Raw genomic sequence first — 25,210 nt, 5'->3', positions numbered from 1 at the left:
GCCCCCGGGCTTCTTCTTCCTTCCTTCTCAGATCCTCAGGCCACCATCGCACTCGATGACGCGACCAGTGAAGTACGCATTGTTGAAGATAAACGCCACGCTCTCGGCGATATCCTCCGGCTGACCGAGCTTGCCCAGGGGGATCCCCTTGGCGATCTTCTCCAGCATCTCGGGACGAATCGCCGCGGTCATATCGGTCTCGATAAAGCCCGGGGCCACGGCTCCCACCCGCACGTCGTGGCGGGCCAGCTCCTTGGCCCAGGTCACGGTCAACGCCGCCACCGCTGCCTTGGCCGCGGCATAGTTGCTCTGGCCCATGTTCCCGGCCCGGGAAATGCTGGAAATATTGACGATCACCCCACCCTGGCCGGCCTCGACCATCTGCAGGGCCGCCGCCTGACCGCACAGGAAGACCCCGGTCAGGTTGACGTCGATCACCTGCTGCCATTGGCTCAGCGACAGCCCCTTCTCGACCTTCCCGTCCCTGGCCTTGATCAGCAGGCCATCGCGGGTAATGCCGGCATTGTTGACCAACCCCTGCACCGGGCCCATTCGCTCGGCGATATCGGCGAAGGCCAGGGTCACCGAGCCCTCGTCGGCCACATCGGTGACGAAGGCCTGGGCCTCGACACCGGCGTCGGCCAGCGTCCCCACGGCGGCATCCAGGGCCTCGGCCTCGCGATCCAGCAACGCCAACCGGGCCCCCTGCTGCCCGAGCCGCCGCGCCATGGCCAGCCCCAGGCCGCGGGCCCCACCGGTAATGGCGATCACCGCCTTGTCCATCTGCATGAGTGTTCTCCTCGATAGTCAGGGTAGATGGCGACCCGGCCGCCATCTCATTTTTTTGTGCAACGCAGCAACCTCTATAAGCTAGCACGCGTTGAAAAACTCGCACAGGGAGAATGCCTTGAAATTGCCTCCAGCCACCCTCACTACTCAATCCATCGACACCGCCGGAGGCACCATGCCTTTTCTACTTCTCTTCACTCTCTTCGCCCTGCTCGACTTCGTTATCCTCTTCTCGGTAGGCAGCCAGATCGGCCTGCTGACCACCCTGCTGATGGTGCTGGCCACCGGCTTCATCGGCCTGCACCTGATTCGCCGCGAGGGCGTAGCCACCCTGGCCCGGGCCCAGGAGCGCTTCGCCCGGGGCGAGGTCCCCACCGGCGAGCTCTTGACCGGGGCGGCACTGATCTTCGGCGGCGCCCTGCTGATGGCCCCGGGCTTCCTCTCCGACGGCCTGGGCCTGCTATGCCTGGTGCCCGATGCCCGGCGCCTGCTCGGTAAGGGCCTGGCGCGGTTGGGGCTACGCTTCCAGGCCGCGTCGATGGGTGCCGGCAACTCCCAGACCCACCGGCGCCCCCATGCCGACGACTGGCAGCAGGCCGGGCGTGAGGGCGATGCAGGCGGCGATCGGAACGCGCATCAGGATGCCCCCCTGGAAGGCGACTTTATTCCCCGCGGAGAGTCTCGCCGCTGAGCGGCCCTCGATGAAAAAATTTTCGCGACAGGCCTTGAAAGCCATTCACCCGCCCCCACTGTTGGGCTAGCAACGGTTTCGGCTCGGCGCCCCGGCGACGAGCCAGCGACACGGAAGGCAACCGCCTTCACTTCGCGGCCCTGCTGCGAAGCCGGTAACGACCACCGTCACGCCAAGCGTGACACAGCCAACCATCAGGAGTACGTGAGCAATGAACATCCGTCCTCTGCACGATCGCGTCATCATCCGTCGCGTGGAAGAAGAACAGAAGACCGCTGGCGGCATCGTGCTTCCGGGCAACGCCCAGGAAAAACCGACACGTGGCGAAGTGCTCGCCGTCGGTAACGGCCGGATTCTCGATAACGGCGAAGTGCGTCCCCTGGACGTCAAGGTCGGTGACACCGTGATCTTCAAGGAGGGCTTCGGCGTCGAGAAGCAGAAGATCGACGGCGAAGAGGTCCTGATCATGAGCGAGTCCGACATCCTCGCCGTGGTGGAAGGCTAAGCCCCAGAGCCCGCCAAACGACGTTAGCGTTCTTGTTTGACAACCGATTCATAGGAAGTAACGAAAATGGCAGCGAAACAGGTCAAGTTTTCCGACGACGCCCGTAAGCGCATGGCTCGTGGCGTGGATGTCCTCGCCAACGCCGTGAAGGCCACCCTGGGGCCCAAGGGCCGCAACGTGGTGCTCGAGAAGTCCTTCGGCGCCCCCACCGTCACCAAGGACGGCGTCTCCGTGGCCAAGGAGATCGAACTGAAGGACAAGTTCGAGAACATGGGCGCCCAGATGGTCAAGGAAGTCGCTTCCAAGACCTCCGACGTGGCCGGCGACGGCACCACCACCGCCACCGTGCTGGCCCAGGCCATCGTCAATGAAGGCCTGAAGGGCGTGACCGCCGGCATGAACCCGATGGACCTCAAGCGCGGCATCGACAAGGCCGTGATCGCCGCGGTCAAGGAGATCCAGGCCCTGGCCGTGCCCTGCACCGACTCCAAGGCGATCGCCCAGGTCGGCACCATCTCCGCCAACGGCGACGCGCGCATCGGCGAGATCATCGCCGAGGCCATGGAGAAGGTCGGCAAGGAAGGCGTGATCACCGTCGACGAGGGTCGTGGCTTCGAAGACGAGCTGGAAGTCGTCGAGGGCATGCAGTTCGACCGCGGCTACCTCTCCCCGTACTTCGTCACCAACCAGGACACCATGGCCGTCGAGCTGGAAGACCCCTTCCTGCTGCTGGTCGACAAGAAGATCTCCAACATCCGCGAGCTGCTGCCGGTGCTGGAAGCCGTCGCCAAGGCCGGCAAGCCGCTGGTGATCATCGCCGAGGACATCGAAGGCGAGGCCCTGGCCACCCTGGTGGTCAACACCATGCGCGGTATCGTCAAGGTCGCCGCCGCCAAGGCGCCGGGCTTCGGCGATCGTCGCAAGGCCATGCTGCAGGATATCGCCATCCTGACCAACGGCACCGTGATCTCCGAGGAAGTGGGCCTGAACCTCGAGCAGGCCACCCTGGACCACCTGGGCAGCGCCAAGCGCGTGACCATGTCCAAGGAAAACACCACCATCATCGACGGCGCCGGTGCCGAGGGCGACATCGAGGCCCGCGTCAACCAGATCCGCGCCCAGATCGAGGAGACCTCCTCCGATTACGATCGTGAGAAGCTCCAGGAGCGTGTCGCCAAGCTGGCCGGCGGTGTCGCCGTGATCCGCGTCGGTGCCGCCACCGAAGTGGAGATGAAGGAGAAGAAGGCCCGCGTCGAGGACGCCCTGCACTCCACCCGCGCCGCCGTCGAGGAAGGCGTGGTACCGGGGGGTGGTACCGCCCTGGTGCGCGTGCTGACCAAGGTGGCCGGCCTGACCGGTGACAACGACGACCAGACCCACGGCATCACCCTGGCCCTGCGCGCCATGGAAGCCCCGCTGCGTCAGATCGTCACCAATGCCGGCGAAGAGGCCTCCGTGGTCATCAACCGCGTCAAGGACGGCGAGGGCAACTTCGGCTACAACGCCCAGACCGGTGAGTTCGGCGACCTCTTCGAGATGGGCGTGCTGGATCCGGCCAAGGTGACCCGCTCTGCCCTGCAGTCCGCCGGTTCCGTGGCTGGCCTGATGATCACCACCGAGTGCATGGTGGCCGATGATCCGGAAGAGAAAGAAGCCGCCGCTCCGGACATGGGTGGCATGGGTGGCATGGGCGGCATGATGTAAGCCGACCCGGGCAACCCGCCTGATCGACCCCGCCGGTTTTCGCCGGCGGGGTTTTTTCATGGCCTGAAAAAAGCGCCAGGCCCCGTTCGGGGCCTGGCGCTTGGGTGAGTATCAGGGGCTGGCGCTTATTCCAGCTCCATGCACAGGTACTTGGTCTCGAGGAACTCCTCCATGCCCTGATGACCGCCCTCGCGGCCCAGGCCGGAGGCCTTGACGCCGCCGAAGGGCGCCGCGGCGTTGGAGATCAGGCCGGTGTTGATCCCCACCATGCCATACTCCAGCGCCTCGGAGACCCGCCATACCCGGCTCAGGTCCCGGGAGTAGAAGTAGGCCGCCAGGCCGTATTCAGTGGCGTTGGCCTGGGCCACGGCATCCTCCTCGTCCTCGAAGGGGAAGACCGCCGCCAGGGGCCCGAAGGTCTCCTCGCTGGCCACTTTCATCTCGGCACTGGCGAAGTTGATCAGGGTGGGCGTGAAGAAGTTGCCCCCCAGGGGATGGCGGTTGCCCCCCAGCAGCAGCTCGGCGCCCTTGTCCACGGCGTCGTGGACATGCTCGGCGACCTTGGCCACTGCCTTGTCATCGATCAGCGGACCGATATTGATGCCGGCCTCGGCGCCGTTACCCACCTTGAGCTCGCTGTTCATGGCCGCCGCCAGCTTCTCGCAGAAGGCGTTGATCACGCTGGTCTGGACCAGGAAGCGGTTGGTGCAGACGCAGGTCTGGCCGGCGTTACGGAACTTGGCGGCCATGGCGCCCTCGACGGCGGCATCCAGGTCGGCGTCCTCGAAGACGATAAAGGGCGCGTTGCCACCCAGCTCCAGGGAGAGCTTCTGGATATGCCGGGAGGCCTGGGCCATCAGGGTACGCCCCACCTCGGTGGAGCCGGTGAAGGTGAGCTTGCGCACCGCCGGGGATTCGGTGAGGGCCGCGGCGATCTCGCTGGCCTTGCCGGGCACCACGTTGAAGACGCCGCGGGGGACCCCGGCCCACTCCGCCAGCAGTGCCAGGGCGGTGGCCGAGAAGGGCGTCTGGCTGGCCGGCTTGATGACGATGGGACAGCCCGCCCCCAGGGCGGCGCCGGCCTTGCGGGTGATCATCGCGGCGGGGAAGTTCCAGGGGGTGATGGCCCCCACCACGCCCACCGGCTGCTTGGTCACCAGGATACGCTGATTGGGCTTGGCGGCGGGCAGGGTCTCGCCGCTGATCCGCCGCGCCTGCTCGGCGAACCAGCGCAGGAAGCTGGCCGCATAGGCGATCTCGCCGGCGGCCTCGGCCAGGGGCTTGCCCTGCTCCAGGGTCATGATCCAGGCCAGTTCCTGCTGATGCTCCAGCATCAGGTCATGCCACTTCATCAGGATGTCGGCCCGCTCCAGGGCGGTCAGGGCGCGCCAGGCGGGGAAGGCCGCCTCGGCGGCCTCGATGGCGCGCTCGGTCTCGCCGCGCCCCAGGCGCGGCACCTGACCGATACGCTTGCCGGTGGCCGGGTTGATCACCTCGATCTGCTCGCCGCTGTCGGCCGCGACCCAACTGCCGTCGATATAGGCGAAGGGCCGGTAGAGGGTACTCTCTTGCAGGGATTCCATAGCTCGCTCCTTCCCGGGAAGCCGGCGGCCCATGCCGCCGGGGAGAAAAAAGGGGGGACGCCTAGCTCACCGGCGCCGCCGTGCTGGGGTCGACCAGGGCACCCAGCACCGCCACCAGCAGGGCCAGGGCAATGGCCAACCAGCTGAACAGCCGGCCCCGATAGCGGCTCGGCTCACGGTGGATCTGGCGCAGGCCCAACCAGGCACAGGCCGCCGCCGCGGCCCCCAGCAGCGGCACCTGGCCATCGAGGAACAGTGAGAGAAAGGCCATCACCAGGCCGGCGATGCTCCAGCCGGAATAGCGTGGCCGTCGCCCCATCGATTCCGGCGAGGCCGGGCGAGCTTTCTGCTGGGGCACGGGGCGCAGGATCACCTGCACGGCCTGGCCCTCCCGGGGCGTGAAGGCCACTTCCTGGCCGGCGGCGGGCAGCCCCCGGCCACGCCAGCCACTGAGGTCGAAGGCATAGCGCCGGCCATCGGCGGCGGCGATTTCACCCGACTGGGTGGTGTCGTCGAAGGCAATGATGTCGCCGTTCAAGGCGAGTCTCCCTTGGCTGGTGGTCTCCCCCCATGCTAAGACGAATCGGCCGCGGCACCAACCCCGCAGCGGACCGATATCATGACCGGGATCATCCCTGGAAGGGCGCCTCTCGAGAGTCGGAGAGGGTGATGGAGACGGAGTCGGCAAAGCGCAGGGCATGCGGCTTGTCGATCTCCACCTGGGCGGTCAGTACCTGCTCGTAGGACATGATGATATCCAGCACCTCGCGGGTCATGCGCTCCAGCAGCAGGAAACGGTTCTCCTCCACATGAGCGATCAGGTGCTTGGTGATGGTGCGGTAGTTGAGGGCCTGATCGATATGGTTGAACTGCACCGCTCGGGCGGCCCGATAGCGAATCACCGCATTGATCACCACGTCCTGGCGATTGGCGATCTCCTCCTCCTTGATGCCGATATAGGTACGCAGCCGCAGGTTCTTGATGCGGATGGTTGCCAGGTCATGATCGAGGTGCTGATCATTCAACGAGTGCATGGGCATGGTGGCTAGGCTCCTCCGGCGTCAGGGCGTTCAGCGGCCATTGATCAGGGTCAGGAACTCCTGGCGAGTCGGGGCATTCTCGCGGAAGGCACCCAGCATCACCGAGCTGGTCATGCTCGAGTTCTGCTTCTCCACGCCACGCATCATCATGCACATATGCTTGGCTTCGATCACCACGGCCACGCCGCGGGCCTGGGTCACCTGCTGCACCGCCTCGGCGATCTGCCGGGTCAGGTTCTCCTGGATCTGCATGCGCCGGGCAAACATGTCGACGATGCGGGCAAACTTGGAGAGGCCCAGCACCCTGCCGTTGGGCAGGTAGGCGATATGGCACTTGCCGATAAAGGGCAGCAGGTGGTGCTCGCACAGGGAGTAGAGCTCGATATCCTTGATCAGCACCATCTCGTCGGTCTCGGACTCGAAAACGGCGCCGTTGACCAGGGTTTCCAGGGACTGCTCATAGCCCCGGGTCAGGAACTGCATCGCCTTGGCGGCGCGCTTGGGGGTGTCGCGCAGCCCCTCTCGCTCGGGATCCTCCCCGAGGCCGAGGATGATCTGGCGGTAGTGTTCGGCGAGTGCTTCAGTCATGGTGTAGCCCACTTGTCGAAAATATCGCTACAGATTATTGCAGCGGGTACAGGTTTTGTACAATGAATATCTGCCCTAGCGGGCATCCTCGGGGCGACAGCGATCCACTGGTGATGCCAGCGCCACGCGCCTATCCGCCGAGCCGGGCTCGGTCAAGGGGGGGATTCTAGCGCATGGGCGCCGGCCCCGCAGGTCTTCTCGCGCCGCGATGACGCCATCCGCGCCCTGCCACGCTCGCGTGACATAATGTCACGCCGGCCTCGCCGCCCTGCGGCCGGACAAGGAGATGTGCTAGCATGGGAGCCTTGGAATCACGCCTTGTTGCCTGCTATTGGTTATTGCCTGCATATTGAGAGTCCCGCCATGGCACACCGCCCCCTTCGGCTCACCTCCCTGCTCTCCGGCCTGTCAGCGTCACTGCTGCTGAGTGCCGGCCTGAGTGCTGAGGTCGCCCAAGCCGACACCCTCTACCTGCCCGATGAGGCAGTGATCGAGGTCGCCGTTATCGAGTCCGTCGGTTTCAGCGCCGACGCTCCACGCTACAGCGATATGCTGTTGCGCCCGGTGGCCGATGCCGCCGGCGACTATGCCCTGCCGTCTCACTGCCTGATCACCGCCGACGGCCTGTTGGACGGCGACCGCTTGCGGGTCTCGGCCCGCACCCTGACCTGCATCGCCACCCAGGGCAGCGAGAGCGAGATCTTCAGCGGCGAGTTGTCCGCCAGCGCCTACGACGACGACGGCCGCTTCGGGCTGAATGCCTGCGTGGACGCCCAGTGCAGCGAGGCACGCCTCGAGCCCTCCCGGGCCTTTACCCTGCAGCTGGGTGGCGAGTTGACCCTGGAGCCCCAGGACAATCCATCGGCACGCATCAATGAGCAACGTCGTCAGGCAGAGGCTGCCGAGGCCCCCTGATCGCCGTGATCTCCGCCGTCCATTGCATCGGAGGCCCAGCCAACCTGGCTGGGCCTCCGGCGTTACTGCTTCCCGATACGGGCTAGCCGGCGTTACTCCGGCCCCGCCAGCCAGCGTGGCCGGGCGTTCAAGGCCAGGCACTGCTGCTCCAGGTCGCGGATATGCTGATCCCAGTATCCCGCCTCGGCGACCCAGGGGAAGACCCGCGGGAAGGCCGGATCCTCCCAGCGCGCCACCAGCCAGGCGCTATGGCGCATCAGGCGCAGCCCCCGCAACGCCTCGATCCAGCGCAACTGGCGGCGGTCGAAATCGCAGGCCTGCTCATACCCCTCGAGCAGTTCCGAGAGCTGCATCTGCCACTCCTGTTCGTGCTGGGCACTGAGCAGCATCCAGAGATCCTGCACCGCCGGGGCCATCAGGCAGTCGTCGAAGTCGACCAGGGCAAAGTCGCCGTCGCGGCCGAGCATATTGCCCAGATGGCAATCGCCATGGGCGCGAATCATCGCGCTCTCGGGCCAGGGCCGCTCGAGGATGGCCACCGCCAGCTCACCGCTGATGCGTTCATAGGCCCGACGCTGGCGGGCATTGAGCCAGGGCCCGTCGAGCACGATACGACGGCTCTCCTCGGCGAGCGGGCCGGGCTCGAGCCGCCGCCGATGAACGAATTCGCCGCGTTGTCCCACCGCATGCAGGCGCCCGATCAGCTCGCCCAGGGCGAACAGATGATCCGGGTTATCGAGCTCCGGGGCGCCCCCCGGCAGCTGCGGGAAGAGCGCGAAGCGGAAGCCCTGATGGCGATGCAGGCTGGTGCCCTGGTCACTGCGCCAGGGGGCGGCCACCGGCACGCCCTCGGCCACCAGCTCGGCCAGGAAGTCATGCTCCTCCTGGATCGCCGCATCCGCCCAGCGGTTGGGGCGGTAGAACTTCACCACCCAGCGCCGGCGCTCCTCGTCATGCAGCTGAAAGACCCGGTTCTCGTAGCTGTTCAGGGCGAAGGGCTCACCGGGCAGCCAGAAGCCCAGGGACTCCACCGCCTCGACCACCCGAGCCGGCGAGAGGGATTCGAAGGGGTGTGGATCCGGCGTCATGGCGCGTCCTTTGCTGGTGCTGGGAGAGGGTCTGGCCATGATAGCAGCCCCATGGCCTCTCATCGCCGCTTATTCCAGGAGAGCGCGAGGCTTATTCCAGCGGCGTGCGTGCCATCACCCAGGCCTCGATCGTCTCGGCGCCGGCCCGGCGGCAGGCGATCGCCAGGGCATCCAGGGTCGCCCCGGTGGTCATGACGTCATCCACCAGGGCGACCCGCGCCGGCAATGGCGCCTCGACCCGGAAGGCCCGGCGCAGGTTGCTCCGGCGCGCCGGGCGATCGAGGCCGCGCTGGCTCAGGGTGTCGCGCAGGCGCCCCGCCCCGATCAGTGGCAGCTCGAGGCGTCGCGCCAGGCGCCGGGCGAGCCAGTCCGCCTGGTTGAAGCCGCGCTGCCGGGCGCGTCGGTCATGCAGGGGCACCGCCACCAGCGCCTCCACCGGCGTGGTCGGCAGGCCACGCCAGAACAGCTCCATCAGCACGCTGCCGGCCCGGGGCGCAGCATGGAACTTGAAGGCCCGGATCAAACCGCTCACCTCGTTCTCATAGCGCAGCGGCGCCCGGGTCAGGTCGAAGGCCGGCGGCCGCCGCAGGCAGGTGCCACAGGGCCTGCCCAGCCCTTGCCCCGGCTGGGGCTCGCCGCAGCGCGGACAGGCCGGCAGGTTCCAGGGCAGGGCCAGCAGGCAGTCGTGACACCAGGGCCCCCGACGGCCGGCCGGGCCCAGGCAGAAGGCACAGCGCCCCGGCAGGGCATGACGCAGCACCCGGTCAACCCAAGGCACGATCGAAGTTGACAAGACGTGGCCACGCCCTATCATCGTGGTCAACCCAAAGTGACTCATATAGTTAACTCAGTCAGCCGCGAGCCCTACCATGACTCTAGCCAGCCCCACCCCACCCCGCCACGACTGGTCGGTGGACGAGATCGAGGCGCTCTTCGCCCTGCCCTTCAATGACCTGCTGTTCCAGGCTCAGCAGGTGCACCGCGCCCACTTCGATGCCAATGCGGTGCAGGTCTCCACCCTGCTCTCGATCAAGACCGGTGCCTGCCCCGAGGACTGCAAGTACTGTCCCCAGTCGGGGCACTACACCACCGGGCTGGACAAGGAGAAGCTGCTGGAGATCGAGAAGGTAGTGGCCCAGGCCGAGGCCGCCAAGGCCGCCGGCGCCAGCCGCTTCTGCATGGGTGCGGCCTGGCGCAGCCCGCGGGAGAAGGACCTGGCGGTGGTGCTGGAGATGGTCAAGCGGGTCAAGGCCCTGGGCCTGGAGACCTGCATGACCCTGGGCATGGTCGACGACGCCCAGGCCCGGCGCCTGGCCGAGGCCGGCCTCGACTACTACAACCACAACCTGGACACCTCCCCGGAGTACTACGGCGAGATCATCACCACCCGCAGCTATGCCGATCGCCTCGAGACCCTGGGCCATGTGCGCGAGGCCGGCATGAAGATCTGCTCCGGTGGCATCCTCGGCATGGGCGAATCGGGGCGCGACCGGGCCGCCCTGCTCCAGCAACTGGCCCGCCTCGACCCGCACCCGGAATCGGTACCGATCAATATGCTGGTCAAGGTACCCGGCACCCCCCTGGAAGACGTCGACAACCTGGATCCCATCGAATTCGTGCGCGCCATCGCCGTGGCGCGTATCCTGATGCCAAGAAGCCATGTGCGACTCTCCGCAGGACGCGAACAGATGGACGACAGTACCCAGGCCCTGGCCTTCCTGGCCGGCGCCAACTCGATCTTTTACGGCGAACGCCTGCTGACCACCGACAATCCCGAAGCGGCTCGGGACAAGCGCCTCTTCGAGCGCCTCGGCCTGCACCCGGAGCAGCGCGAGACCTGCAGCGACGACCACGAGCAGGCCGCGGCCCTGGAGACAGCCATGCAGCGCCGGGCCGGCGCCGGCCTCTACTACGACGCCACGGTGGCCTGATGGCGTGGCGGCAGCGACTCTCGTCGCGCCTCGCCCGGCAGCGTGAAGCGGGGCTATGGCGCGAACGGCTCACCATGACGCCGGCCCCGGGCAGCCGGGTGCGCGACTTCGCCAGCAACGACTACCTGGGCCTGGCCCGGGACCCGCGGCTGGCCGAAGCCCAGTCCCAGGGCGCCCGGCGCTTCGGTAGCGGAGCCGGGGCCTCACACCTGGTCAATGGCCACCTGCTGCCCCATCAACTGCTGGAGGAGCGACTCGCCGATCTCACCGGTCGTCCCCGGGCACTGCTCTTCTCCACCGGTTACATGGCCAATTTCGGCACCCTCCAGGCCCTCTGCGACCGCCAGACCCATATCTTCCAGGACCGCCTCAACCACGCCTCCCTGCTGGACGGGGCACAGCTGGCCGGGGCCCGCAGCCGCCGCTTCCACCACCGCGACCTGGCCGACCTGGATCGCCTGCTCGGGCGAGCCGAGGAGGGCGGGCCACGCCTGGTGGTCAGCGATGCCGTCTTCAGCATGGACGGTGATATGGCGGATATCGATGGCCTGGCGACGGCCTGCGCCCGTCACGACGCCTGGCTGATGATCGATGATGCCCATGGGATCGGGGTACTGGGCGAGAATGGCGATGGCTGCGTGGGTCGGCGCTTCGATGCCGAGCAGGTGCCGATACTGGTCGGCACCCTGGGCAAGGCCCTGGGCACCGCCGGCGCCTTCGTGGCCGGCGATGACCTGTTGATCGACACCCTGATCCAGTTTGCCCGCCCTTATATCTACACCACCGCCCAGCCTCCCGGGATGGCCATGGCGACCCTGCGCGCCCTGGATATCCTCGAGACGGAACCGGAACGTCGCCGGCGACTGCAGGCGCATCTCGACCACTTCCGAACCCGGGCCGCCGAGCTGAAGCTGCCGCTACTGCCCTCGCCGACCCCCATCCAGCCCCTGCTGCTGGGCGACAGCGCCCGGGTGATGCGCTGGAGCCTGGCGTTGCGGGAAGCCGGTTTCATGGTCGGCGCCATTCGCCCACCCACGGTCCCCCAGGGCCAGGGACGGCTGCGCATCACCCTCTCCAGCGGCCACCGCCGGGAGGATATCGACGAGCTGCTGGAGCGGCTCGCCGAACTGCTCACCGCCGACCCGGAACCACTGCCGTGAGTCACCTGGTGCTACTCTCCGGCTGGGGTTGCGATGCGCGTATCTGGCAGCCCCTGACGCCCCACTGGTCCGCCGGGGTAGAGGTCTCGACGCCCGATTGGCCCGGCTACGGCGAGGCTCCCGCCCTGGCCACGCCCGGCGCCCTCGACAGGCTCGCCGCGGCCATGGCCGAGGCCCTGCCCCGCGACGCGCTCTGGGTCGGCTGGTCCCTGGGTGGCCTGCTGGCTGCCGCACTGCTCGATCACCTCCCCCCGCCCAGGGGCCTGGTGCTGCTGGGCTGCGCCCCACGCTTCACCGCCGGACCGGTATCGCCGGCGGAGCTCGCCAGCTTCCAACGTGCCTTCCAACGGGACCCCCACGCCACCTGGCGCCACTTCCTGCGCCATCAGCTGAGCGGCGAGCCGGGGCCTCGCCAGGCCCATCGGCGGCTCCGAGACCTGCTCGGGGAGACGCCCCGCGCCGGCCAGGCCACCCTGGCGGCCGGCCTCGATCAACTGGCAAGCCTGGATATCAGCGCGACACTGGCTGCCCCGCCCTGTCCCATCCGACGACTGCGCGGCACCCGGGATCCGCTGCTTCCGGCACCACTGGCGGACGAGATGCTGCTCGCCGAGGCCGGCCACTGCCCCCACCTGAGCCACCCGGCGGTACTGGTTCAGCATCTCGAGGGCCTGGCCCTGGAGGTCGGCGCATGACCGCTCCCCTGCCCACCCAGGCCGACGAGCGAGGCGCCGAGCCGCCGGACTGGCGGCGCCGGGTGGCCCGGGCCTTCGGCCGCGCGGCCCCCCATTACTGCCGACGCGCCGCGGCCCAGGCCGCCCTCGGCGAGCACCTCTGGCGCCACCTGCCGGCACATGCCGAGACGATCCTCGATCTGGGCTGCGGCCCCGGCCACTGGAGCGCTCGCCTGGCGGCTCACTACCCCATGGCCCGGGTGATCGGCCTCGACCTGGCCCCGGCCATGCTCACCGAAGCCCGGCGCCGGCACGGCGAGGCCATCGCCTGGGTGCCCGGCGATGCCGCCGCCCTGCCCCTGGCCAACGGCAGCCTGGACCTGCTCTTCTCCAACCTGGCGATCCAGTGGTGCCCGGACGTCACGACGGTGCTCGCCGAGGCACGACGGGTACTTCGCCCCGGTGGCCGTGCCCTGATCAATACCCTGGGCCCCGGCACCCTGGCCGAAGTGGCCATGGCCTGGTCGCGACCCGGCCGCCCCGCCGCCCTGCTCGACTTCATCGATGCGGAGGGGCTCGAGGCAGCGGCCCGGCGAGCCGGCTTTGCCCGGGTGCGCCTGGAGAGCGCCCGGGAGCGCTTCTTCTACCCGGACCTGGCGGCGGTGATGGCTTCCATCAAGGGGGTCGGCGCCCAGGTGGCCCCGGACAAGGACGCGCCGCGCCTGGGCCGCGCCGACCTGGCCCGGGCCCGAGAGCGCTTCGAGGGCCTGCGGGAGCCCGCGGGTCTGCCGGTCAGCTACCAACGCCTGACCCTGATCCTCGACAGATAAATCGGACCCGCACGGGCCAATGCTCGATCCTCGATAAATGAGCCGATAATGAACACCTACTTTATTACCGGAACCGATACCGACGCTGGCAAGACCCTGGTGGCCACCGGCCTGCTGGCCCGGGCGAGAGGCGCCGGCCTCACCACCCTGGGCCTCAAGCCGGTGGCCTCCGGCTGCGAAGCGACCCCGCAGGGCCTGCGTAACGCCGATGCCCTGGCCCTCCAGGCCGTCAGCACTCCGGCCATGGACTATGCCGCCATCAACCCCCACGCCTATGCCCCCGCCATCGCTCCCCACCTGGCGGCGGAGCAAGCCGGCGAGCGCCTGACCCTGACCGGCCTGGCCGGGGCCCTGGCCCCGAGCCTGGCGCTGCCCCGGGACCTGATCCTGGTGGAGGGCGCCGGGGGCTGGCGGGTGCCCCTCAACGACCGGGAAGACCTGGCCGGCCTGGCCGCGCGCCTGGGGCTGCCGGTGATCCTGGTGGTGGGGCTCAAGCTGGGCGCCATCAATCACGCCCGGCTCAGCGCCGAGGCGATCCGCACCGATGGCCTGACCCTAGCCGGCTGGGTGGCCAACGGCATCGATGCCGACATGGCCGAGCAGGCCGCCAACCTGGCCTGCCTGCGCCACCACCTGCCCGAGCCCTGCCTGGGGGTGGTGCCGCCCCTGGGGAGGGGCTCGCCCCAGGCCCTGGCGAGCGCCGCCGCGGCCCATCTGCGGCTCCCCGGGGAAGCCAATAACGCCTTGACTTGAGGCACTATTCACCTAGAATATGGGGCCCTGTCGACGAGCCAACGGGCTCCGTTCACCCCGCGGATGTGGTGGAATTGGTAGACACGCCAGATTTAGGTTCTGGTGCCTTCGGGCGTGGGAGTTCAAGTCTCCCCATCCGCACCATATTTCTCTGTTTTCAACGCCTTAGCCATCTCGCCATGGCACGATCGGCGAACTCGAATACGGACGACGCCCCGCTGATGCGGGGCGTCGTCGTTTCCGGCGAATTAGAAGGTGGATAGCCCCGTGGCCTCCATTACACGGTAGCGCCAGCGCATCCAGGGCCCCACCGTCTCCTCCCCGTTCAGCGGCTGGCTGGTCTGGCCCCGGGGGCCGTTCTCCCAGCGCGACTCGAAGAAGGCGGCGGCCTCCACCAGGGCCGGAGCCTGCGCCGAGCCGACCAGGCGCACGCTGGTCTCCAGATTGAGATCGTCCAGGTTGCGCCGGGTGAAGTTGGCGGAGCCGAGGATCAGGGTCGCTTCCCTCTCTCCGGCGGGGCGGTGAAGCAGCAGCTTGCTGTGGCACTGCTCGCCGCGGGTCAGGCACCAGCGCACCGCCACCCCGGCCACGGCCAGCTCCTCGGCCACCGGCCGGTTGGGGATACCATTCTTGGCGAAGCCGAAGGCGTCCCGATTGGGGTCCAGCAGCACCCGCACCGCCACCCCGCGGGCCTGGGCCGCCGCGAGGGCCTCGATCACTCCGCGATGAGCGAGGTAGAAGACCGCCAGGTCGAGGCGATCCCCCGCCTCGGCGGCGGTGATGGTGGCCAACAGGGCGTCGCGGATCGCGCCTTCGGTCAATAGCTGCAGGGCCAGTTCCGACGCCGGCTCGGGGACTGGCGTCGGCTCGGGAAGTGCCACCCCACCCCAGGCCGCGACCACCCCTTCGCTGGCCAGCAGGTCGAGGGCCGCCGCGCCGCGGAAGCGCAGGGCCACGTTACCATGCCGGCTGCTGGCATCATGGGGGTTGGCGGAGGTGACCAGCCCCACCCAGTCGTCGCCGCGATCCACCACCAGGGTCTTGCGATGGTTGGCGTTGAAGTTGAGCAGACTCAAGTAGCTGCGCAAGGTGACCCGGCCCGGCCCCATGGCATTGGGCAGCCAGCCCGCCTCACTGCTGTTGCCGAACCAGCGGGGCCCCAGGTGCCAGCCCCCGGACCACAGGGGGTTGGAGGCCCGAAGCCGGGTCAGGTCGGTCTCCACCACCCGAACTCCTGCCTCGCGCAGCGCCTCCAGGTGCTCCAGGGCCAGGCCCCCGTAGAGGGTATTGAGCGGGTCGGTGATCACCACCGCCTCGAGCTCGGGGTAACGGCGTTTCTGGGCCAGCAGCGCCTGGCTCAACTCGCCGGAAAGCGGTCGGAAGCCCTCCCCCGCGGCCTCACCGGCGAAGTCATTGAACAGGAACATGTCCACCACCACCAGGCGCCGGGCCTGGCCGATCATCGCCAGCACCTCGTCGAAGATCTGCTGCTCCTGGTGGCGCCGTCCCTCGGCGTCATACCAGGTGCGGTCGGCGAGGAAATGCACCTCCTCGACGCCGCGCACCGGCCAGGCTCGGCCAAGGCCTTCCGGCAGCGGCTTGAGGCTCTGCCAGAGGCCCATGGCCACCCAGGCCAGCAGGACCATTCCCAATACCCAGGGCCACATAGGCCGCCTCCGCGTTGCCATCCCGGTCTCCCTACCCGATAAACTGCGGCCCGCTGCCGCGTCGCCAGCATAGCCGCTTCCGCGCCGAAACGCAGCGCGCCCGGCCAAGGCCGGGCGCGCAACCGATGCCAAGACACGGTCAACCGAAGGCGAAGAGCGCCCCGAGGCCGGCCAGGGCGACGCCCAGCCCACGCAGAATCCGGTTATCACGGGCCATCAGCCAGCCACCGGCCAGGCGCCCGGCGAAGGTGATTGCCAGGGTCGCCAGAGTAAAGCCCGCAAGATACGCCAGCATGGAGGCACCATGGGGCATCTCGTTGCCGTGGGCGTGGCCGTGGAAGAGCATGAACAGCAGGATCACCCCGGCACCGACGAGGGCAGGCACCCGCACCAGGGCGGCGATCAGTACGCCCGCCAGCAGCACGCTCAGGGCGATGCCGAATTCCACCCCGGGCAGGGCGATGCCGGCCCAGGCCAGGCCGGCCCCCAGCAGCATGCCGGCGGCGGCCAGCAGGGGCGCCCCCAGGCTCAGGGCCCGGGACTGGCGCAGGCTCCAGAGACCCACGGCGAGCATCGCCAGGAGGTGATCGAGCCCCAGCAGCGGGTGGGCCAGGCCGGCGGCGAAGCCACCCTCATGGTGGTGGTGCCCCGGATGCGCCAGGGCGGTCCCGGCGAACAGCAGCAGGGGCGCAGCCGCCAGGGCGGCACGCATGGCGGGGGTCGTGAGACGGGTCGGGGTGTGGAACATGGTGGCGATCTCCTTGCCGGGGGTTCTGTGTCGATGATACGTCTCAGGCGGACTGCGGCCGGCGCTCCGGCGGCCGGCGCTCCGGCAGCATGCCGCGCTCGAGGATGAACTGGATGATCGTCTCCAGGCCGACGCCGTCATAGAGATTGGTAAAGACGAAGGGGCGCTCGCCGCGCATCGTTTTCGAGTCGCGCTCCATCACCTCGAGGGACGCATGCACCTGCTCGGCGATATCGATCTTGTTGATGATCAACAGATCCGACTTGGTGATGCCGGGTCCTCCCTTGCGAGGGATCTTGTCACCGGCGGAGACGTCGATCACGTAGAGGGTCAGGTCGGAGAGCTCGGGGCTGAAGGTGGCCGAGAGGTTGTCGCCGCCGGACTCCACCAGCACCAGCTCAAGGTTGGGGTGGCGCCCCTGCAGCTCGTCGATGGCGGCGAGGTTCATGGAGGCGTCCTCGCGGATGGCGGTATGCGGACAGCCGCCGGTTTCCACGCCGAGGATGCGATCCGCGGCGAGCGCCTCGTGCTTGAGCAGGAAGTCGGCGTCCTCGCGGGTATAGATATCGTTGGTGACCACGGCGATATCGTAGTGGTCGCGTAGCGCCAGGCAGAGCTGCTTGAGCAGGGCCGTCTTGCCGGAGCCCACCGGGCCGCCGACGCCAACGCGTAAACAATGGGTCATATCGTGTCTCCTTATGCACTCTTTCGTCGTCTTCCTGTCGGCCTTTCGGCATGAGCGACTCACTGGACTCACCACGCACGCGTCCGAAACCCTGACGCCCCGGCCTAACTTGGCGCTCGGCGCTAACTTCTGAACAGCCGCGAATACTGGGTCTCGTGCTGGGCGCTGGCCAGTGCCAGGCCGGGCAGCGCCGGGCCGAGCTCGTCGTCACCGAGCGAGAGCGCCTCGTCCACCGCGTGAACCAGGGCCGGACGCAGCCGCTCCACCAGACGTTGAGCGGCGGTATGGCCAAGCGGCAGCGCCTTGCAGGCCACCGCCAGCTGATTCTCCAGCCAGGCCCAGGCGAAGCCGAGCAGCGCCTGGCGCGGGGCGATGCCACGCACCCGGGCCGCCCAGGCGAAGACCGTCACATAGCCCGCCTCCGTGGGGAGCCCCGGCTCGTCTGGCGTGAGCCCCAGGCTGTTCAGCAGCCGCGTGAGCGACGCCCCGAGCCGCCTATCCTCGGCGGCCAACTCCGCCGTCTCGCGATTGGCGGCCAGCCACCGGTCCCACGCCACCAGGGCGTCGTGATCGCCCTCGGCCCAGGCCGATTGCAGACGCGCCAGCACCGGCAGCTCGCAGCGGGTCAGGCCATCGTCGAGCACGCCTTCCAGCCAATCGCCGAGGCTCGCCTCGTCCGTCACCCAGCCCAGCTCGAAGGCGCTCTCCAGCCCCTGGGAGAAGGCGAAGGCACCGATGGGCAGCGCCGGGCTAACCAGCTGCAGCAGGCCCAGCAGCGCCAGATCATCGCCCTGCCCTCCGCCCGACTCAGTGGGCATGGGGGTGCCGATGCTCGTGGTCATGATCATGGTGCTGATGTCCATGCCCATGGGAGTGCTCATGCCCGCCTGACTGCTGGTAAGCCCCGGGCTCCGGATCGAAGGGGGCCTCGTGCCGCTCCAGGCTCGCGCCCAGCCGCTCGGCCAGCGCCTCCAGCACATGGTCCGGCGGAAAGCGCACGTAACCGCCCCGCGCGTCCCCGCCCAGGGCCAGCTGCACATGGCGGTTGCCCAGATGGTAGGCGAGCCGCGCCAACGGCAGGCCGGCGGCCACCCGGGCGGTGACCACCGGCTCGTCGGCCGCGCTCACCCGCACGATCTCGCCGCCCTCACCGCGCAGCCCCTCGCCGTCGCGCAGCACCGGCCCACGGTCGAGGAACAGCCCCAGCTCGCGGCCGCTATCGCTTTCTGCCTTGAGGCGGCCCAGCACGCGCCGCTCATAGGGCAGCGTCAGGGTATCGGTGGCCCGGTCCGCCGCGATGGGCCCCAGCCGTTCAATCAGTTTCAGCATTGATAACCGCTCCTCTGGTATCTCGAGACGAGCCAGCCCTGTCTCACTCAACGCCACGTGTCCGAAACCCTGGCGCCCCGGACGGACTCCCGCGGTCGGAAAGACGGCACATCCCTGTGCCGGCTTTCCTCGATCTTCATCCCTGAAGATCGCCCGCGTCGCTTCGTCCGGGTCACCAGCGGCCACGCGAGGTTTCGCGCCGACAGGCTGGCCCTCATGCATAGGCGTCCGCTTCACCATGGTCATCAGAACAGGTGATAGCGCTGAGCCAGCGGCAGCTCCGTGGCCGGCTCACAGGTCAACAACTCGCCGTCACAGCGCACCTCGTAGGTCTGGGGGTCGACGCTAAGCTCCGGGCAGGCGTCGTTAAGCTTCATATCCCCTTTCCTTACCCCCCTGACATCGCGGCAGGCCACCAGCCGGCTCGCGAGGCCCAGACGCTCTTTGATCCCGGCATCCAGCGCCGCCTGGCTGACGAAGCTGACCCGGGTCTCGCTGGCGGCCCGGCCGAAGGCGCCGAACATCGGCCGGTAGTGCACCGGCTGGGGCGTGGGGATCGAACCATTGGGGTCGCCCATGGGCGCCATGGCGATCATGCCCCCCTTGAGGATCAGCGCCGGCTTGACGCCGAAGAAGGCCGGGCTCCAGAGCACCAGGTCGGCGAGCTTACCCACCTCGATGGAGCCCACCTCATGGGCGATGCCATGGGTGATGGCCGGGTTGATGGTGACCTTGGCGATATAGCGCCGGGCCCGGAAGTTGTCGGCGCCAAGCGCCTGGTCCTCCGGTAGCAGGCCGCGCTGCACCTTCATCTTGTGGGCGGTCTGCCAGGTGCGGCAGATCACCTCGCCGACCCGCCCCATGGCCTGGGAGTCGGAAGAGATCATCGAGATCACCCCCAGGTCCTGGAGGATGTCCTCGGCGGCGATGGTCTCGCGGCGGATCCGCGAGTCGGCGAAGGCCACGTCCTCGGGAATCTTGGGGTCCAGGTGGTGGCACACCATCAGCATGTCGAGGTGCTCATCGACGGTGTTGACCGTGTAGGGCCGGGTCGGATTGGTGGAGGACGGCAACACATAGGGCTTGGCGCAGGCGGTGAGGATATCCGGCGCATGGCCGCCCCCGGCACCCTCGGTATGGTAGGTGTGGATGCAACGCTCCTTGAAGGCAGCCAGCATCTCCTCCACGAAGCCCGACTCGTTCAGGGTATCCGAATGAATAGCGATCTGGACGTCATAGCGCTCGGCCACGGAGAGGCAGCAATCGATGGCCGCCGGGGTGGTACCCCAGTCCTCGTGCAGTTTGAGCCCCATGGCCCCCGCCTCCAGCTGGGCCTCCAGGGCCTCCGGCAGGCTTGCATTGCCCTTGCCCAGCAGGCCGATATTCATCGGCAGCTCATCGACGGCCTGGAGCATCTTGCCGAGATGCCACTCCCCCGGCGTGCAGGTGGTGGCCTTGGAGCCGGTGGCGGGCCCGGTGCCGCCGCCGAGCAGGGTGGTAATGCCACTGGCGAGCGCCTCCTCTACCTGCTGGGGGCAGATAAAGTGGACATGGGAATCGATGCCCCCGGCGGTAAGGATCATGCCCTCGCCGGCGATCACCTCGGTGCCCGGGCCAATCACGATCTCCACCCCAGGCTGGGTATCGGGGTTGCCGGCCTTGCCGATGGCCGCGATACGGCCGCCCTGGAGCCCCACATCGGCCTTGACGATACCCCACCAGTCGAGGATCAGGGCATTGGTGATCACCGTATCCATCACGGCGTCATCGTGGCGCTGGCTCTGGCCCATGCCGTCGCGGATCACCTTGCCACCGCCGAACTTCACCTCCTCGCCATAGTGAGTGGCATCGCGCTCCACCTGGATCCATAGCTCGGTATCCCCCAGACGCACCCGGTCGCCCACCGTGGGGCCGTACATCTCCGCATAGGCCTGTCTCGAGATCTTCATTGCGCGTCCTCCTCCAGGCGTCCCATGACCTGGCCAAGAAAGCCATAGATATGGCGGCGTCCGGCGAAGGGAATCAGGGTCACCTCGCGGGTCTGCCCCGGCTCGAAGCGGATCGCCGTACCGGCGGCCACGTCCAGGCGATAGCCACGCGCCTTGGCGCGATCGAAGAGCAACGCCGGATTGGTCTCGGCGAAGTGGTAGTGGGAGCCGACCTGGATCGGCCGATCCCCGGTATTGGCGACCTCGAGGGCGAGCCGCTCGCGCCCCGGGCAGAGTTCGATCTCGCCGCCCTGCAATTGATACTCACCCGGAATCATTACGCCTCCTTACAACGTTGCTGAAATGAGCGAGCGATGGCCAGACAAGGCGAACAGCGGCGAGCCAGCGGAGTTGACTGGGTGCTCAATGAGCATGGCGAGCCGATGTTCAACGCCGTATGGCCGAGCGCAGCCATTTCGTCCTGCGCTACACAATGGGGCTATGAACGGTGACCAACTTGGTTCCATCGGGAAAGGTGGCTTCGACCTGCACCTCGTGGACCATCTCGGCCACCCCCTCCATGACGTCGTCGCGGCCGAGGATCTCGCGTCCATGGCTCATCAGCTCGGCCACGCTGCGCCCGTCCCGGGCGCCCTCCATGATCTCGAAGCTGATCAGCGCCACCGCCTCGGGGTAGTTGAGCTTCAGGCCACGGCCGCGGCGGCGCTCGGCCAGTTGGGCGGCCAGGAAGAGCATCAGCTTGTCTTTGTCTCTCGGGGTCAGTTCCATGGGCCTCTCCAGGCAAGTGTCAGGTAAACCAGATGCGTGGCGGATGCGCCTCACGTCCGATAAGCCGAGGCCGCAGCACTCGCCAGGCGGCCTCGCACAGCGCCCAGGCCGCGTTGCGCTCCTGGCCCAGGTAGCGCAGCAGCAGCACCCCGTGGCGCAGCGTCACCGCCCAGCATGGGCCGGCCGGCAAGGCCTCGCGCAGCGCCTCGATGGCCTCGGGCTCATCATTCAGCCCCACCGCCCAGAGGGTCGCCTGGACGCTGGCGCCGCCCTGCCCCCAGCGCCCGCGGAAGCGCGGATGCCTCGGGTCCAGCGGCTGGCGCTCCAGCCAGAGGGGTCGGCCGTCACGATGCAGGGCAAAGCGCTGCTCGATGCAACCGGTGACATAGGGCAGGCGGCTCGCCGGTCGCCCCAGGGCCAGCACCTCCCAGCCCAGGCAGCGAGCGTTACCCTCGAGGGCAATATGGGTGCGCTGTTCGCCCCGGGAACCGTCGAAGGCGAGCGTCTCCTGGGGCAGCCATTCGAGGACCCCGCCATCGGCCACCTCGAGCTCGGTATGCTGCTGCCAGGCCACGCCCAGGCTATCGGCCCGGTAGAGCTTGTTGGCGGCCGGCGTAGTCAGCAGCGCCCGGGCCCCCGCCCCGACCTCGGCCCGGATGGTCAGCGCATCCCCGCTGACCAGGCCACCGGGGGGGTGCAGCAGGTAGACATGGCAGGCCTCGTCGCGCCCCTCCGGATAGAAGGGACGCTGGACCCGCAGCGGCCCCTGATGACGCGCCCTGACCATTCGCGTGGCCCCCTGGCGCGCCGCGAAGCCGAGCTCCAGCGATGCCACCCAGCGGCGGCCGGCATCGAAGCGGTGGCCGGAGTCGAGGCCTGGCGAGGTGACTGGCAAGGAAGCCGTCATCGGCAAGCATCCTATTGGCTGGCGTTTCGCAGACACTCAGCAAGCCTCGTACCAATCTGGTGAATTTCTGTTTTTATTCATAAGAATCAAAACCCTATATTGTATACACGACGGTATTCAAACATCGCGCCGCACCACGAAGAGGCCATGACGGCTCCCAGCAAGCACCAATATGGCGCACCAACCAGGCCGACAGGCACTGTCGAGGTGCATTCCCGCTCCAGGCGAGTGGCTAGACGGTCAGGTGCGCCTTGATCAGGCCATCGCTGAGCTCGCCGATCTCACCCTTGGCCACCGGCCGACCGCGATCCAGGATCACGAAGCGATCGGCATACTTGCGGGCGAAGGGCAGCTTCTGCTCCACCAGCAGCACGGTGAGGCCATCCTCGGCGATCAGCCGGCGGATCACCTCGCCGATCAGGGTGACGATATTGGGCTGGATGCCCTCCCCCGGCTCGTCGAGGATCAGCAGGCGCGGCTCGATGACGAGCCCCCGGCCGATGGCCAGTTGCTGCTGCTGGCCCCCGGAGAGGTCACCACCGCGGCGGTGGCGCATCTCCTCGAGCACCGGGAAGAGCTCGTAGATACGCTCCGGAATGGTGCGGCGGCCGTCGCCGCGGGCGGCCAGGCCGGTGCGCAGGTTCTCCTCCACCGTCAGCAGCGGGAAGATCTGGCGGCCCTGGGGCACGTAGCCGATGCCGAGCCGCGAGCGCGCCTCGACGCGCTGGTGGGTCAGCTCCACGTCATCGGCGTAGCGGAGGCTGCCGGAGGCCACCGCCACCTCCCCCATGATCGCCTTCATCAGGGTGGTCTTGCCGACGCCGTTGCGGCCCATCACGCAGGTGCACTGCCCCGCCGGCACCGCCAGGTCCAGGTCCCAGAGGGTGTGGCTCTCGCCGTAGTACTGGTTCAGTTGGTCGATCTCGAGCATCAGGCGATCTCCTCCTCGGCACCCAGGTAGACCTCGATGACTCTGGGGTCGCTGGACACCTGGTCCATGGTTCCCTCCGCCAGCACGCTGCCCTGGTGCAGGACCGTGACGGTGCGGGCGATGGAGCGCACGAAGCCCATATCGTGCTCCACCACCACCACCGACTGCTCGCCGGCGAGCCCGGTCAGGAGCTCGGCGGTACGCTCCATCTCCTGCTCGGTCATGCCGGCCACCGGCTCATCCACCAGCAGCAGGCGCGGCCGCTGCATCAGCAGCATGCCGATCTCCAGCCACTGCTTCTGGCCATGGGAGAGGATCCCCGCCGGCCGCTGGCGCAGCTCGCCCAGGCCGATGGTGGCCAGCACCTCGTCGATACGGTCGCGAATCTCACCGCTCAGGCGGGCGGTGAGGGTCGGCAGGATGCGCTTGTCGGCGGCCATCGCCAGCTCCAGGTTCTCGAAGACGCTGAGCGCCTCGAAGACCGTGGGCTTCTGGAACTTGCGGCCGATGCCGAGGCTGGCGATCTCCGGCTCGTTCAGGGTCAGCAGATCATGGCGGCTGCCGAACCACACCGAGCCCTGGTCGGGACAGGTCTTGCCGGTGATGATGTCCATCATGGTGGTCTTGCCGGCGCCATTGGGGCCGATGATGCAGCGCAATTCCCCGTCATCGATGGTCAGGTTGAGGTTGTCGATGGCCTTGAAACCATCGAAGCTCACCGTGACGTCTTCCAGGTAGAGGATGGGACCATGGCGCACGTCCACCGGGGAGGCGGCGGGAACCAGGAAATCGAAGACGCGATCGCGATCGGCCAGTTGTTGCAGCAGTTTCATGCGGAGACCTCCTTGCCGGCCGTTCCCTCGTCATGCCGGCGACGCCGGCCCTGGACGCGATAGGCGAGCAGCCCCGCCACGCCCTTGGGCAACAGGACGGTGACCAGCACGAAGAGCCCACCCAGGGCAAACAGCCAGGCGTCGGGCATCACCCCGGTGAACACCGTCTTGGCGTAGTTGACCAGGATCGCCCCGATCACCGCCCCGTAGAGGGTCGCCCGGCCGCCGAGTGCCACCCAGAGCACGATCTCGATGGAGAACAGCGGCGAGAACTCGCTGGGGTTGATGATCCCCACCTGGGGGACATAGAGGGCGCCGGCCAGCCCCGCCAGCATCGCCGAGACCACGAAGACGAACAGCTGCACGCGCTCGACCCGATAACCGAGGAAGCGGGTGCGCGCCTCGGCGTCGCGGGTGGCCACGCAGACCCGGCCGAGCTTGCTGCCGACGATGGCCCGGCACAGCACATAGCCGAGGGCCAACGCCACGCCGCTGGCGATGAAGAGCCCCAGGCGGGTGGCGTCGCTTCTCAGGTTGAAGCCGAGGATCTCGCGGAAGTCGGTGAGGCCGTTGTTGCCACCGAAGCCCATCTCGTTGCGAAAGAAGGCCAGCATCAGGGCGAAGGTGAGCGCCTGGGTGATGATGGAGAGGTAGACCCCGGTGACCCGGGAGCGGAAGGCCAGGAAGCCGAACACCAGGGCCAGGGCCCCCGGCGCCAGCAGCACCATCAGGAAGGCGAACCAGGCCATGTCGAAACCGGCCCAGTACCAGGGCAGGCTCTGCCAGTCGAGGAAGACCATGAAATCCGGCAGCTCCGGGTGCCCGTAGACGCCGCGGTCACCGATCTGGCGCATCAGGTACATGCCCATGGCGTAGCCGCCGAGGGCGAAGAAGGCGCCATGGCCGAGGCTGAGGATCCCCAGGTAGCCCCACACCAGGTCCACCGCCACCGCCAGCAGCGCATAGCTCAGGTACTTGCCGAAGAGATTGACGGTATAGGCATTGACGTGCAGCGGGTGCCCCTGGGGCACGGCGACATGCAGCACCGTGACCAGCACCAGGGCCGCCAGCAGCACGCCGAGGAAGAGGCGCGTCGAGCGCTCATGAAAGGGTCGTGTCAGCCACGACGTTGATGAATGCAT

The 25,210-nt window shown here is 68.0% G+C and carries 28 protein-coding genes and 1 tRNA gene; 10 read left to right on the top strand and 19 right to left on the bottom strand.

Translation table 11 applies throughout. The features are described from left to right. Positions 1 to 27 precede the first annotated feature (27 nt). Positions 28 to 789 (bottom strand): SDR family oxidoreductase, encoded by a 762-nt coding sequence (locus tag IHD13_RS03660; protein WP_195859680.1) that lies wholly within the window; start codon positions 787 to 789, stop codon positions 28 to 30. A 175-nt stretch (positions 790 to 964) separates the two neighbouring features. On the opposite strand from IHD13_RS03660, the gene IHD13_RS03655 reads away from it, so the two are divergent. The 3 genes from IHD13_RS03655 to groL all read left to right on the top strand — a co-directional run bounded on the left by IHD13_RS03655 (position 965) and on the right by groL (position 3,689). Beyond that, entirely contained in the window at positions 965 to 1,480 is a 516-nt protein-coding gene (locus tag IHD13_RS03655; protein ID WP_195859679.1) for an FxsA family protein, read from the top strand. Positions 1,481 to 1,691: 211 nt separating this feature from the next. Next, positions 1,692 to 1,985, top strand: coding sequence for a co-chaperone GroES (locus IHD13_RS03650; RefSeq protein ID WP_195859678.1), 294 nt, complete (start codon positions 1,692 to 1,694; stop codon positions 1,983 to 1,985). A gap of 66 nt (positions 1,986 to 2,051) precedes the next feature. Further along, on the top strand, positions 2,052 to 3,689 hold the full coding sequence (groL, locus tag IHD13_RS03645; RefSeq protein ID WP_195859677.1) for a chaperonin GroEL: 1,638 nt from the start codon (positions 2,052 to 2,054) through the stop codon (positions 3,687 to 3,689). 125 nt (positions 3,690 to 3,814) lie between these two features. Here the strand turns inward: groL and IHD13_RS03640 are convergent, their stop codons facing one another. The 4 genes from IHD13_RS03640 to folE all read right to left on the bottom strand — a co-directional run bounded on the left by IHD13_RS03640 (position 3,815) and on the right by folE (position 6,900). Next, complete coding sequence (locus IHD13_RS03640) at positions 3,815 to 5,272, bottom strand: NAD-dependent succinate-semialdehyde dehydrogenase (RefSeq protein WP_195859676.1); 1,458 nt, start codon at positions 5,270 to 5,272, stop codon at positions 3,815 to 3,817. 61 nt (positions 5,273 to 5,333) lie between these two features. Next, complete coding sequence (locus IHD13_RS03635; protein ID WP_195859675.1) at positions 5,334 to 5,810, bottom strand: hypothetical protein; 477 nt, start codon at positions 5,808 to 5,810, stop codon at positions 5,334 to 5,336. A gap of 91 nt (positions 5,811 to 5,901) precedes the next feature. Further along, on the bottom strand, positions 5,902 to 6,312 hold the full coding sequence (folX, locus tag IHD13_RS03630) for a dihydroneopterin triphosphate 2'-epimerase (protein ID WP_195859674.1): 411 nt from the start codon (positions 6,310 to 6,312) through the stop codon (positions 5,902 to 5,904). 30 nt (positions 6,313 to 6,342) lie between these two features. Further along, the gene (gene folE, locus IHD13_RS03625) at positions 6,343 to 6,900 is read right to left on the bottom strand and encodes a GTP cyclohydrolase I FolE (RefSeq protein WP_195859673.1); all 558 of its coding nucleotides are present in this window, start codon (positions 6,898 to 6,900) and stop codon (positions 6,343 to 6,345) included. Positions 6,901 to 7,263: 363 nt separating this feature from the next. Here folE and IHD13_RS03620 point away from each other — a divergent pair, with 363 nt between their 5' ends. Then, positions 7,264 to 7,815 carry a hypothetical protein gene (locus tag IHD13_RS03620; protein WP_195859672.1) on the top strand — a complete coding sequence of 184 codons (552 nt, stop codon included), beginning with the start codon at positions 7,264 to 7,266 and terminating at the stop codon, positions 7,813 to 7,815. A 92-nt stretch (positions 7,816 to 7,907) separates the two neighbouring features. Here IHD13_RS03620 and IHD13_RS03615 read toward each other — a convergent pair whose 3' ends face one another. Beyond that, complete coding sequence (locus IHD13_RS03615; RefSeq protein ID WP_195859671.1) at positions 7,908 to 8,903, bottom strand: serine/threonine protein kinase; 996 nt, start codon at positions 8,901 to 8,903, stop codon at positions 7,908 to 7,910. A 91-nt stretch (positions 8,904 to 8,994) separates the two neighbouring features. Further along, positions 8,995 to 9,696: a ComF family protein gene (locus IHD13_RS03610; protein ID WP_230086120.1), complete on the bottom strand. Its 702-nt coding sequence runs from the start codon at positions 9,694 to 9,696 to the stop codon at positions 8,995 to 8,997. Positions 9,697 to 9,772: 76 nt separating this feature from the next. Here IHD13_RS03610 and bioB point away from each other — a divergent pair, with 76 nt between their 5' ends. From bioB to IHD13_RS03580, 6 genes are all read left to right on the top strand, one after another. Continuing rightward, positions 9,773 to 10,834 (top strand): biotin synthase BioB, encoded by a 1,062-nt coding sequence (gene bioB, locus IHD13_RS03605; RefSeq protein WP_195859670.1) that lies wholly within the window; start codon positions 9,773 to 9,775, stop codon positions 10,832 to 10,834. Then, a complete protein-coding gene (bioF, locus tag IHD13_RS03600) occupies positions 10,834 to 11,994 on the top strand; it encodes an 8-amino-7-oxononanoate synthase (RefSeq protein WP_195859669.1) in 1,161 nt (386 codons plus the stop codon). Before bioB ends, bioF begins: the two co-directional genes overlap by 1 nt. Beyond that, positions 11,991 to 12,689, top strand: coding sequence for an alpha/beta fold hydrolase (locus IHD13_RS03595; RefSeq protein ID WP_195859668.1), 699 nt, complete (start codon positions 11,991 to 11,993; stop codon positions 12,687 to 12,689). The genes bioF and IHD13_RS03595 overlap by 4 nt, the downstream gene beginning before the upstream one ends. Continuing rightward, positions 12,686 to 13,498, top strand: a complete 813-nt coding sequence (locus IHD13_RS03590) for a methyltransferase domain-containing protein (RefSeq protein WP_195859667.1) — start codon at positions 12,686 to 12,688, stop codon at positions 13,496 to 13,498. Before IHD13_RS03595 ends, IHD13_RS03590 begins: the two co-directional genes overlap by 4 nt. A 48-nt stretch (positions 13,499 to 13,546) precedes the next feature. Continuing rightward, positions 13,547 to 14,251 (top strand): dethiobiotin synthase, encoded by a 705-nt coding sequence (gene bioD, locus IHD13_RS03585; RefSeq protein ID WP_195859666.1) that lies wholly within the window; start codon positions 13,547 to 13,549, stop codon positions 14,249 to 14,251. A 59-nt stretch (positions 14,252 to 14,310) separates the two neighbouring features. Then, positions 14,311 to 14,395 (top strand) — tRNA-Leu (locus IHD13_RS03580). A 104-nt stretch (positions 14,396 to 14,499) separates the two neighbouring features. Here IHD13_RS03580 and IHD13_RS03575 read toward each other — a convergent pair. The 12 genes from IHD13_RS03575 to urtC form a co-directional block, all read right to left on the bottom strand. Then, on the bottom strand, positions 14,500 to 15,918 hold the full coding sequence (locus IHD13_RS03575; protein ID WP_195859665.1) for a phospholipase D family protein: 1,419 nt from the start codon (positions 15,916 to 15,918) through the stop codon (positions 14,500 to 14,502). Positions 15,919 to 16,057: 139 nt separating this feature from the next. Continuing rightward, complete coding sequence (locus IHD13_RS03570) at positions 16,058 to 16,666, bottom strand: HupE/UreJ family protein (RefSeq protein ID WP_230086119.1); 609 nt, start codon at positions 16,664 to 16,666, stop codon at positions 16,058 to 16,060. Between the two features lie 43 nt (positions 16,667 to 16,709). Then, complete coding sequence (gene ureG / locus IHD13_RS03565) at positions 16,710 to 17,351, bottom strand: urease accessory protein UreG (protein WP_195859664.1); 642 nt, start codon at positions 17,349 to 17,351, stop codon at positions 16,710 to 16,712. 122 nt (positions 17,352 to 17,473) lie between these two features. After that, complete coding sequence (locus IHD13_RS03560) at positions 17,474 to 18,169, bottom strand: urease accessory protein UreF (RefSeq protein WP_195859717.1); 696 nt, start codon at positions 18,167 to 18,169, stop codon at positions 17,474 to 17,476. Next, entirely contained in the window at positions 18,159 to 18,680 is a 522-nt protein-coding gene (gene ureE, locus IHD13_RS03555) for an urease accessory protein UreE (RefSeq protein ID WP_195859663.1), read from the bottom strand. Before ureE ends, IHD13_RS03560 begins: the two co-directional genes overlap by 11 nt. A 245-nt stretch (positions 18,681 to 18,925) precedes the next feature. Further along, positions 18,926 to 20,629 carry an urease subunit alpha gene (gene ureC / locus IHD13_RS03550; RefSeq protein ID WP_195859662.1) on the bottom strand — a complete coding sequence of 568 codons (1,704 nt, stop codon included), beginning with the start codon at positions 20,627 to 20,629 and terminating at the stop codon, positions 18,926 to 18,928. Next, complete coding sequence (locus tag IHD13_RS03545) at positions 20,626 to 20,946, bottom strand: urease subunit beta (protein WP_195859661.1); 321 nt, start codon at positions 20,944 to 20,946, stop codon at positions 20,626 to 20,628. Before IHD13_RS03545 ends, ureC begins: the two co-directional genes overlap by 4 nt. A 148-nt stretch (positions 20,947 to 21,094) precedes the next feature. Continuing rightward, positions 21,095 to 21,397, bottom strand: a complete 303-nt coding sequence (locus IHD13_RS03540) for an urease subunit gamma (protein ID WP_195859660.1) — start codon at positions 21,395 to 21,397, stop codon at positions 21,095 to 21,097. Positions 21,398 to 21,416: 19 nt separating this feature from the next. Continuing rightward, entirely contained in the window at positions 21,417 to 22,304 is an 888-nt protein-coding gene (locus tag IHD13_RS03535) for an urease accessory protein UreD (protein ID WP_195859659.1), read from the bottom strand. A gap of 232 nt (positions 22,305 to 22,536) precedes the next feature. After that, positions 22,537 to 23,235 (bottom strand): urea ABC transporter ATP-binding subunit UrtE, encoded by a 699-nt coding sequence (gene urtE, locus IHD13_RS03530; RefSeq protein ID WP_195859658.1) that lies wholly within the window; start codon positions 23,233 to 23,235, stop codon positions 22,537 to 22,539. Next, positions 23,235 to 24,068: an urea ABC transporter ATP-binding protein UrtD gene (urtD, locus tag IHD13_RS03525; RefSeq protein WP_195859657.1), complete on the bottom strand. Its 834-nt coding sequence runs from the start codon at positions 24,066 to 24,068 to the stop codon at positions 23,235 to 23,237. The genes urtE and urtD overlap by 1 nt, the downstream gene beginning before the upstream one ends. Beyond that, the gene (gene urtC, locus IHD13_RS03520) at positions 24,065 to 25,210 is read right to left on the bottom strand and encodes an urea ABC transporter permease subunit UrtC (RefSeq protein WP_195859656.1); all 1,146 of its coding nucleotides are present in this window, start codon (positions 25,208 to 25,210) and stop codon (positions 24,065 to 24,067) included. The genes urtD and urtC overlap by 4 nt, the downstream gene beginning before the upstream one ends.

This window comes from Halomonas sp. 328 (genome assembly GCF_015645095.1).
In the GTDB taxonomy this organism is placed as follows: Bacteria; Pseudomonadota; Gammaproteobacteria; order Pseudomonadales; family Halomonadaceae; genus Bisbaumannia.
Note: the sequence above shows the minus strand (reverse complement) of the source record. Positions and strands in the feature narration are given on the sequence as shown.

Bases quoted from the DNA above. Each gene is read 5' to 3' on its own strand.
- IHD13_RS03660 (WP_195859680.1), bottom strand. From the start codon at position 789: ATGCAGATGGACAAGGCGGTGATCGCCATTACCGGTGGGGCCCGCGGC.
- IHD13_RS03655 (WP_195859679.1), top strand. From the start codon at position 965: ATGCCTTTTCTACTTCTCTTCACTCTCTTCGCCCTGCTCGACTTCGTT.
- IHD13_RS03650 (WP_195859678.1), top strand. From the start codon at position 1,692: ATGAACATCCGTCCTCTGCACGATCGCGTCATCATCCGTCGCGTGGAA.
- groL (WP_195859677.1), top strand. From the start codon at position 2,052: ATGGCAGCGAAACAGGTCAAGTTTTCCGACGACGCCCGTAAGCGCATG.
- IHD13_RS03640 (WP_195859676.1), bottom strand. From the start codon at position 5,272: ATGGAATCCCTGCAAGAGAGTACCCTCTACCGGCCCTTCGCCTATATC.
- folX (WP_195859674.1), bottom strand. From the start codon at position 6,312: ATGCCCATGCACTCGTTGAATGATCAGCACCTCGATCATGACCTGGCA.
- folE (WP_195859673.1), bottom strand. From the start codon at position 6,900: ATGACTGAAGCACTCGCCGAACACTACCGCCAGATCATCCTCGGCCTC.
- IHD13_RS03620 (WP_195859672.1), top strand. From the start codon at position 7,264: ATGGCACACCGCCCCCTTCGGCTCACCTCCCTGCTCTCCGGCCTGTCA.
- IHD13_RS03615 (WP_195859671.1), bottom strand. From the start codon at position 8,903: ATGACGCCGGATCCACACCCCTTCGAATCCCTCTCGCCGGCTCGGGTG.
- bioB (WP_195859670.1), top strand. From the start codon at position 9,773: ATGACTCTAGCCAGCCCCACCCCACCCCGCCACGACTGGTCGGTGGAC.
- bioF (WP_195859669.1), top strand. From the start codon at position 10,834: ATGGCGTGGCGGCAGCGACTCTCGTCGCGCCTCGCCCGGCAGCGTGAA.
- IHD13_RS03590 (WP_195859667.1), top strand. From the start codon at position 12,686: ATGACCGCTCCCCTGCCCACCCAGGCCGACGAGCGAGGCGCCGAGCCG.
- bioD (WP_195859666.1), top strand. From the start codon at position 13,547: ATGAACACCTACTTTATTACCGGAACCGATACCGACGCTGGCAAGACC.
- IHD13_RS03575 (WP_195859665.1), bottom strand. From the start codon at position 15,918: ATGTGGCCCTGGGTATTGGGAATGGTCCTGCTGGCCTGGGTGGCCATG.
- IHD13_RS03570 (WP_230086119.1), bottom strand. From the start codon at position 16,666: ATGTTCCACACCCCGACCCGTCTCACGACCCCCGCCATGCGTGCCGCC.
- ureG (WP_195859664.1), bottom strand. From the start codon at position 17,351: ATGACCCATTGTTTACGCGTTGGCGTCGGCGGCCCGGTGGGCTCCGGC.
- IHD13_RS03560 (WP_195859717.1), bottom strand. From the start codon at position 18,169: ATGCCCACTGAGTCGGGCGGAGGGCAGGGCGATGATCTGGCGCTGCTG.
- ureE (WP_195859663.1), bottom strand. From the start codon at position 18,680: ATGCTGAAACTGATTGAACGGCTGGGGCCCATCGCGGCGGACCGGGCC.
- ureC (WP_195859662.1), bottom strand. From the start codon at position 20,629: ATGAAGATCTCGAGACAGGCCTATGCGGAGATGTACGGCCCCACGGTG.
- IHD13_RS03545 (WP_195859661.1), bottom strand. From the start codon at position 20,946: ATGATTCCGGGTGAGTATCAATTGCAGGGCGGCGAGATCGAACTCTGC.
- IHD13_RS03540 (WP_195859660.1), bottom strand. From the start codon at position 21,397: ATGGAACTGACCCCGAGAGACAAAGACAAGCTGATGCTCTTCCTGGCC.
- IHD13_RS03535 (WP_195859659.1), bottom strand. From the start codon at position 22,304: ATGACGGCTTCCTTGCCAGTCACCTCGCCAGGCCTCGACTCCGGCCAC.
- urtE (WP_195859658.1), bottom strand. From the start codon at position 23,235: ATGCTCGAGATCGACCAACTGAACCAGTACTACGGCGAGAGCCACACC.
- urtD (WP_195859657.1), bottom strand. From the start codon at position 24,068: ATGAAACTGCTGCAACAACTGGCCGATCGCGATCGCGTCTTCGATTTC.
- urtC (WP_195859656.1), bottom strand. From the start codon at position 25,210: ATGCATTCATCAACGTCGTGGCTGACACGACCCTTTCATGAGCGCTCG.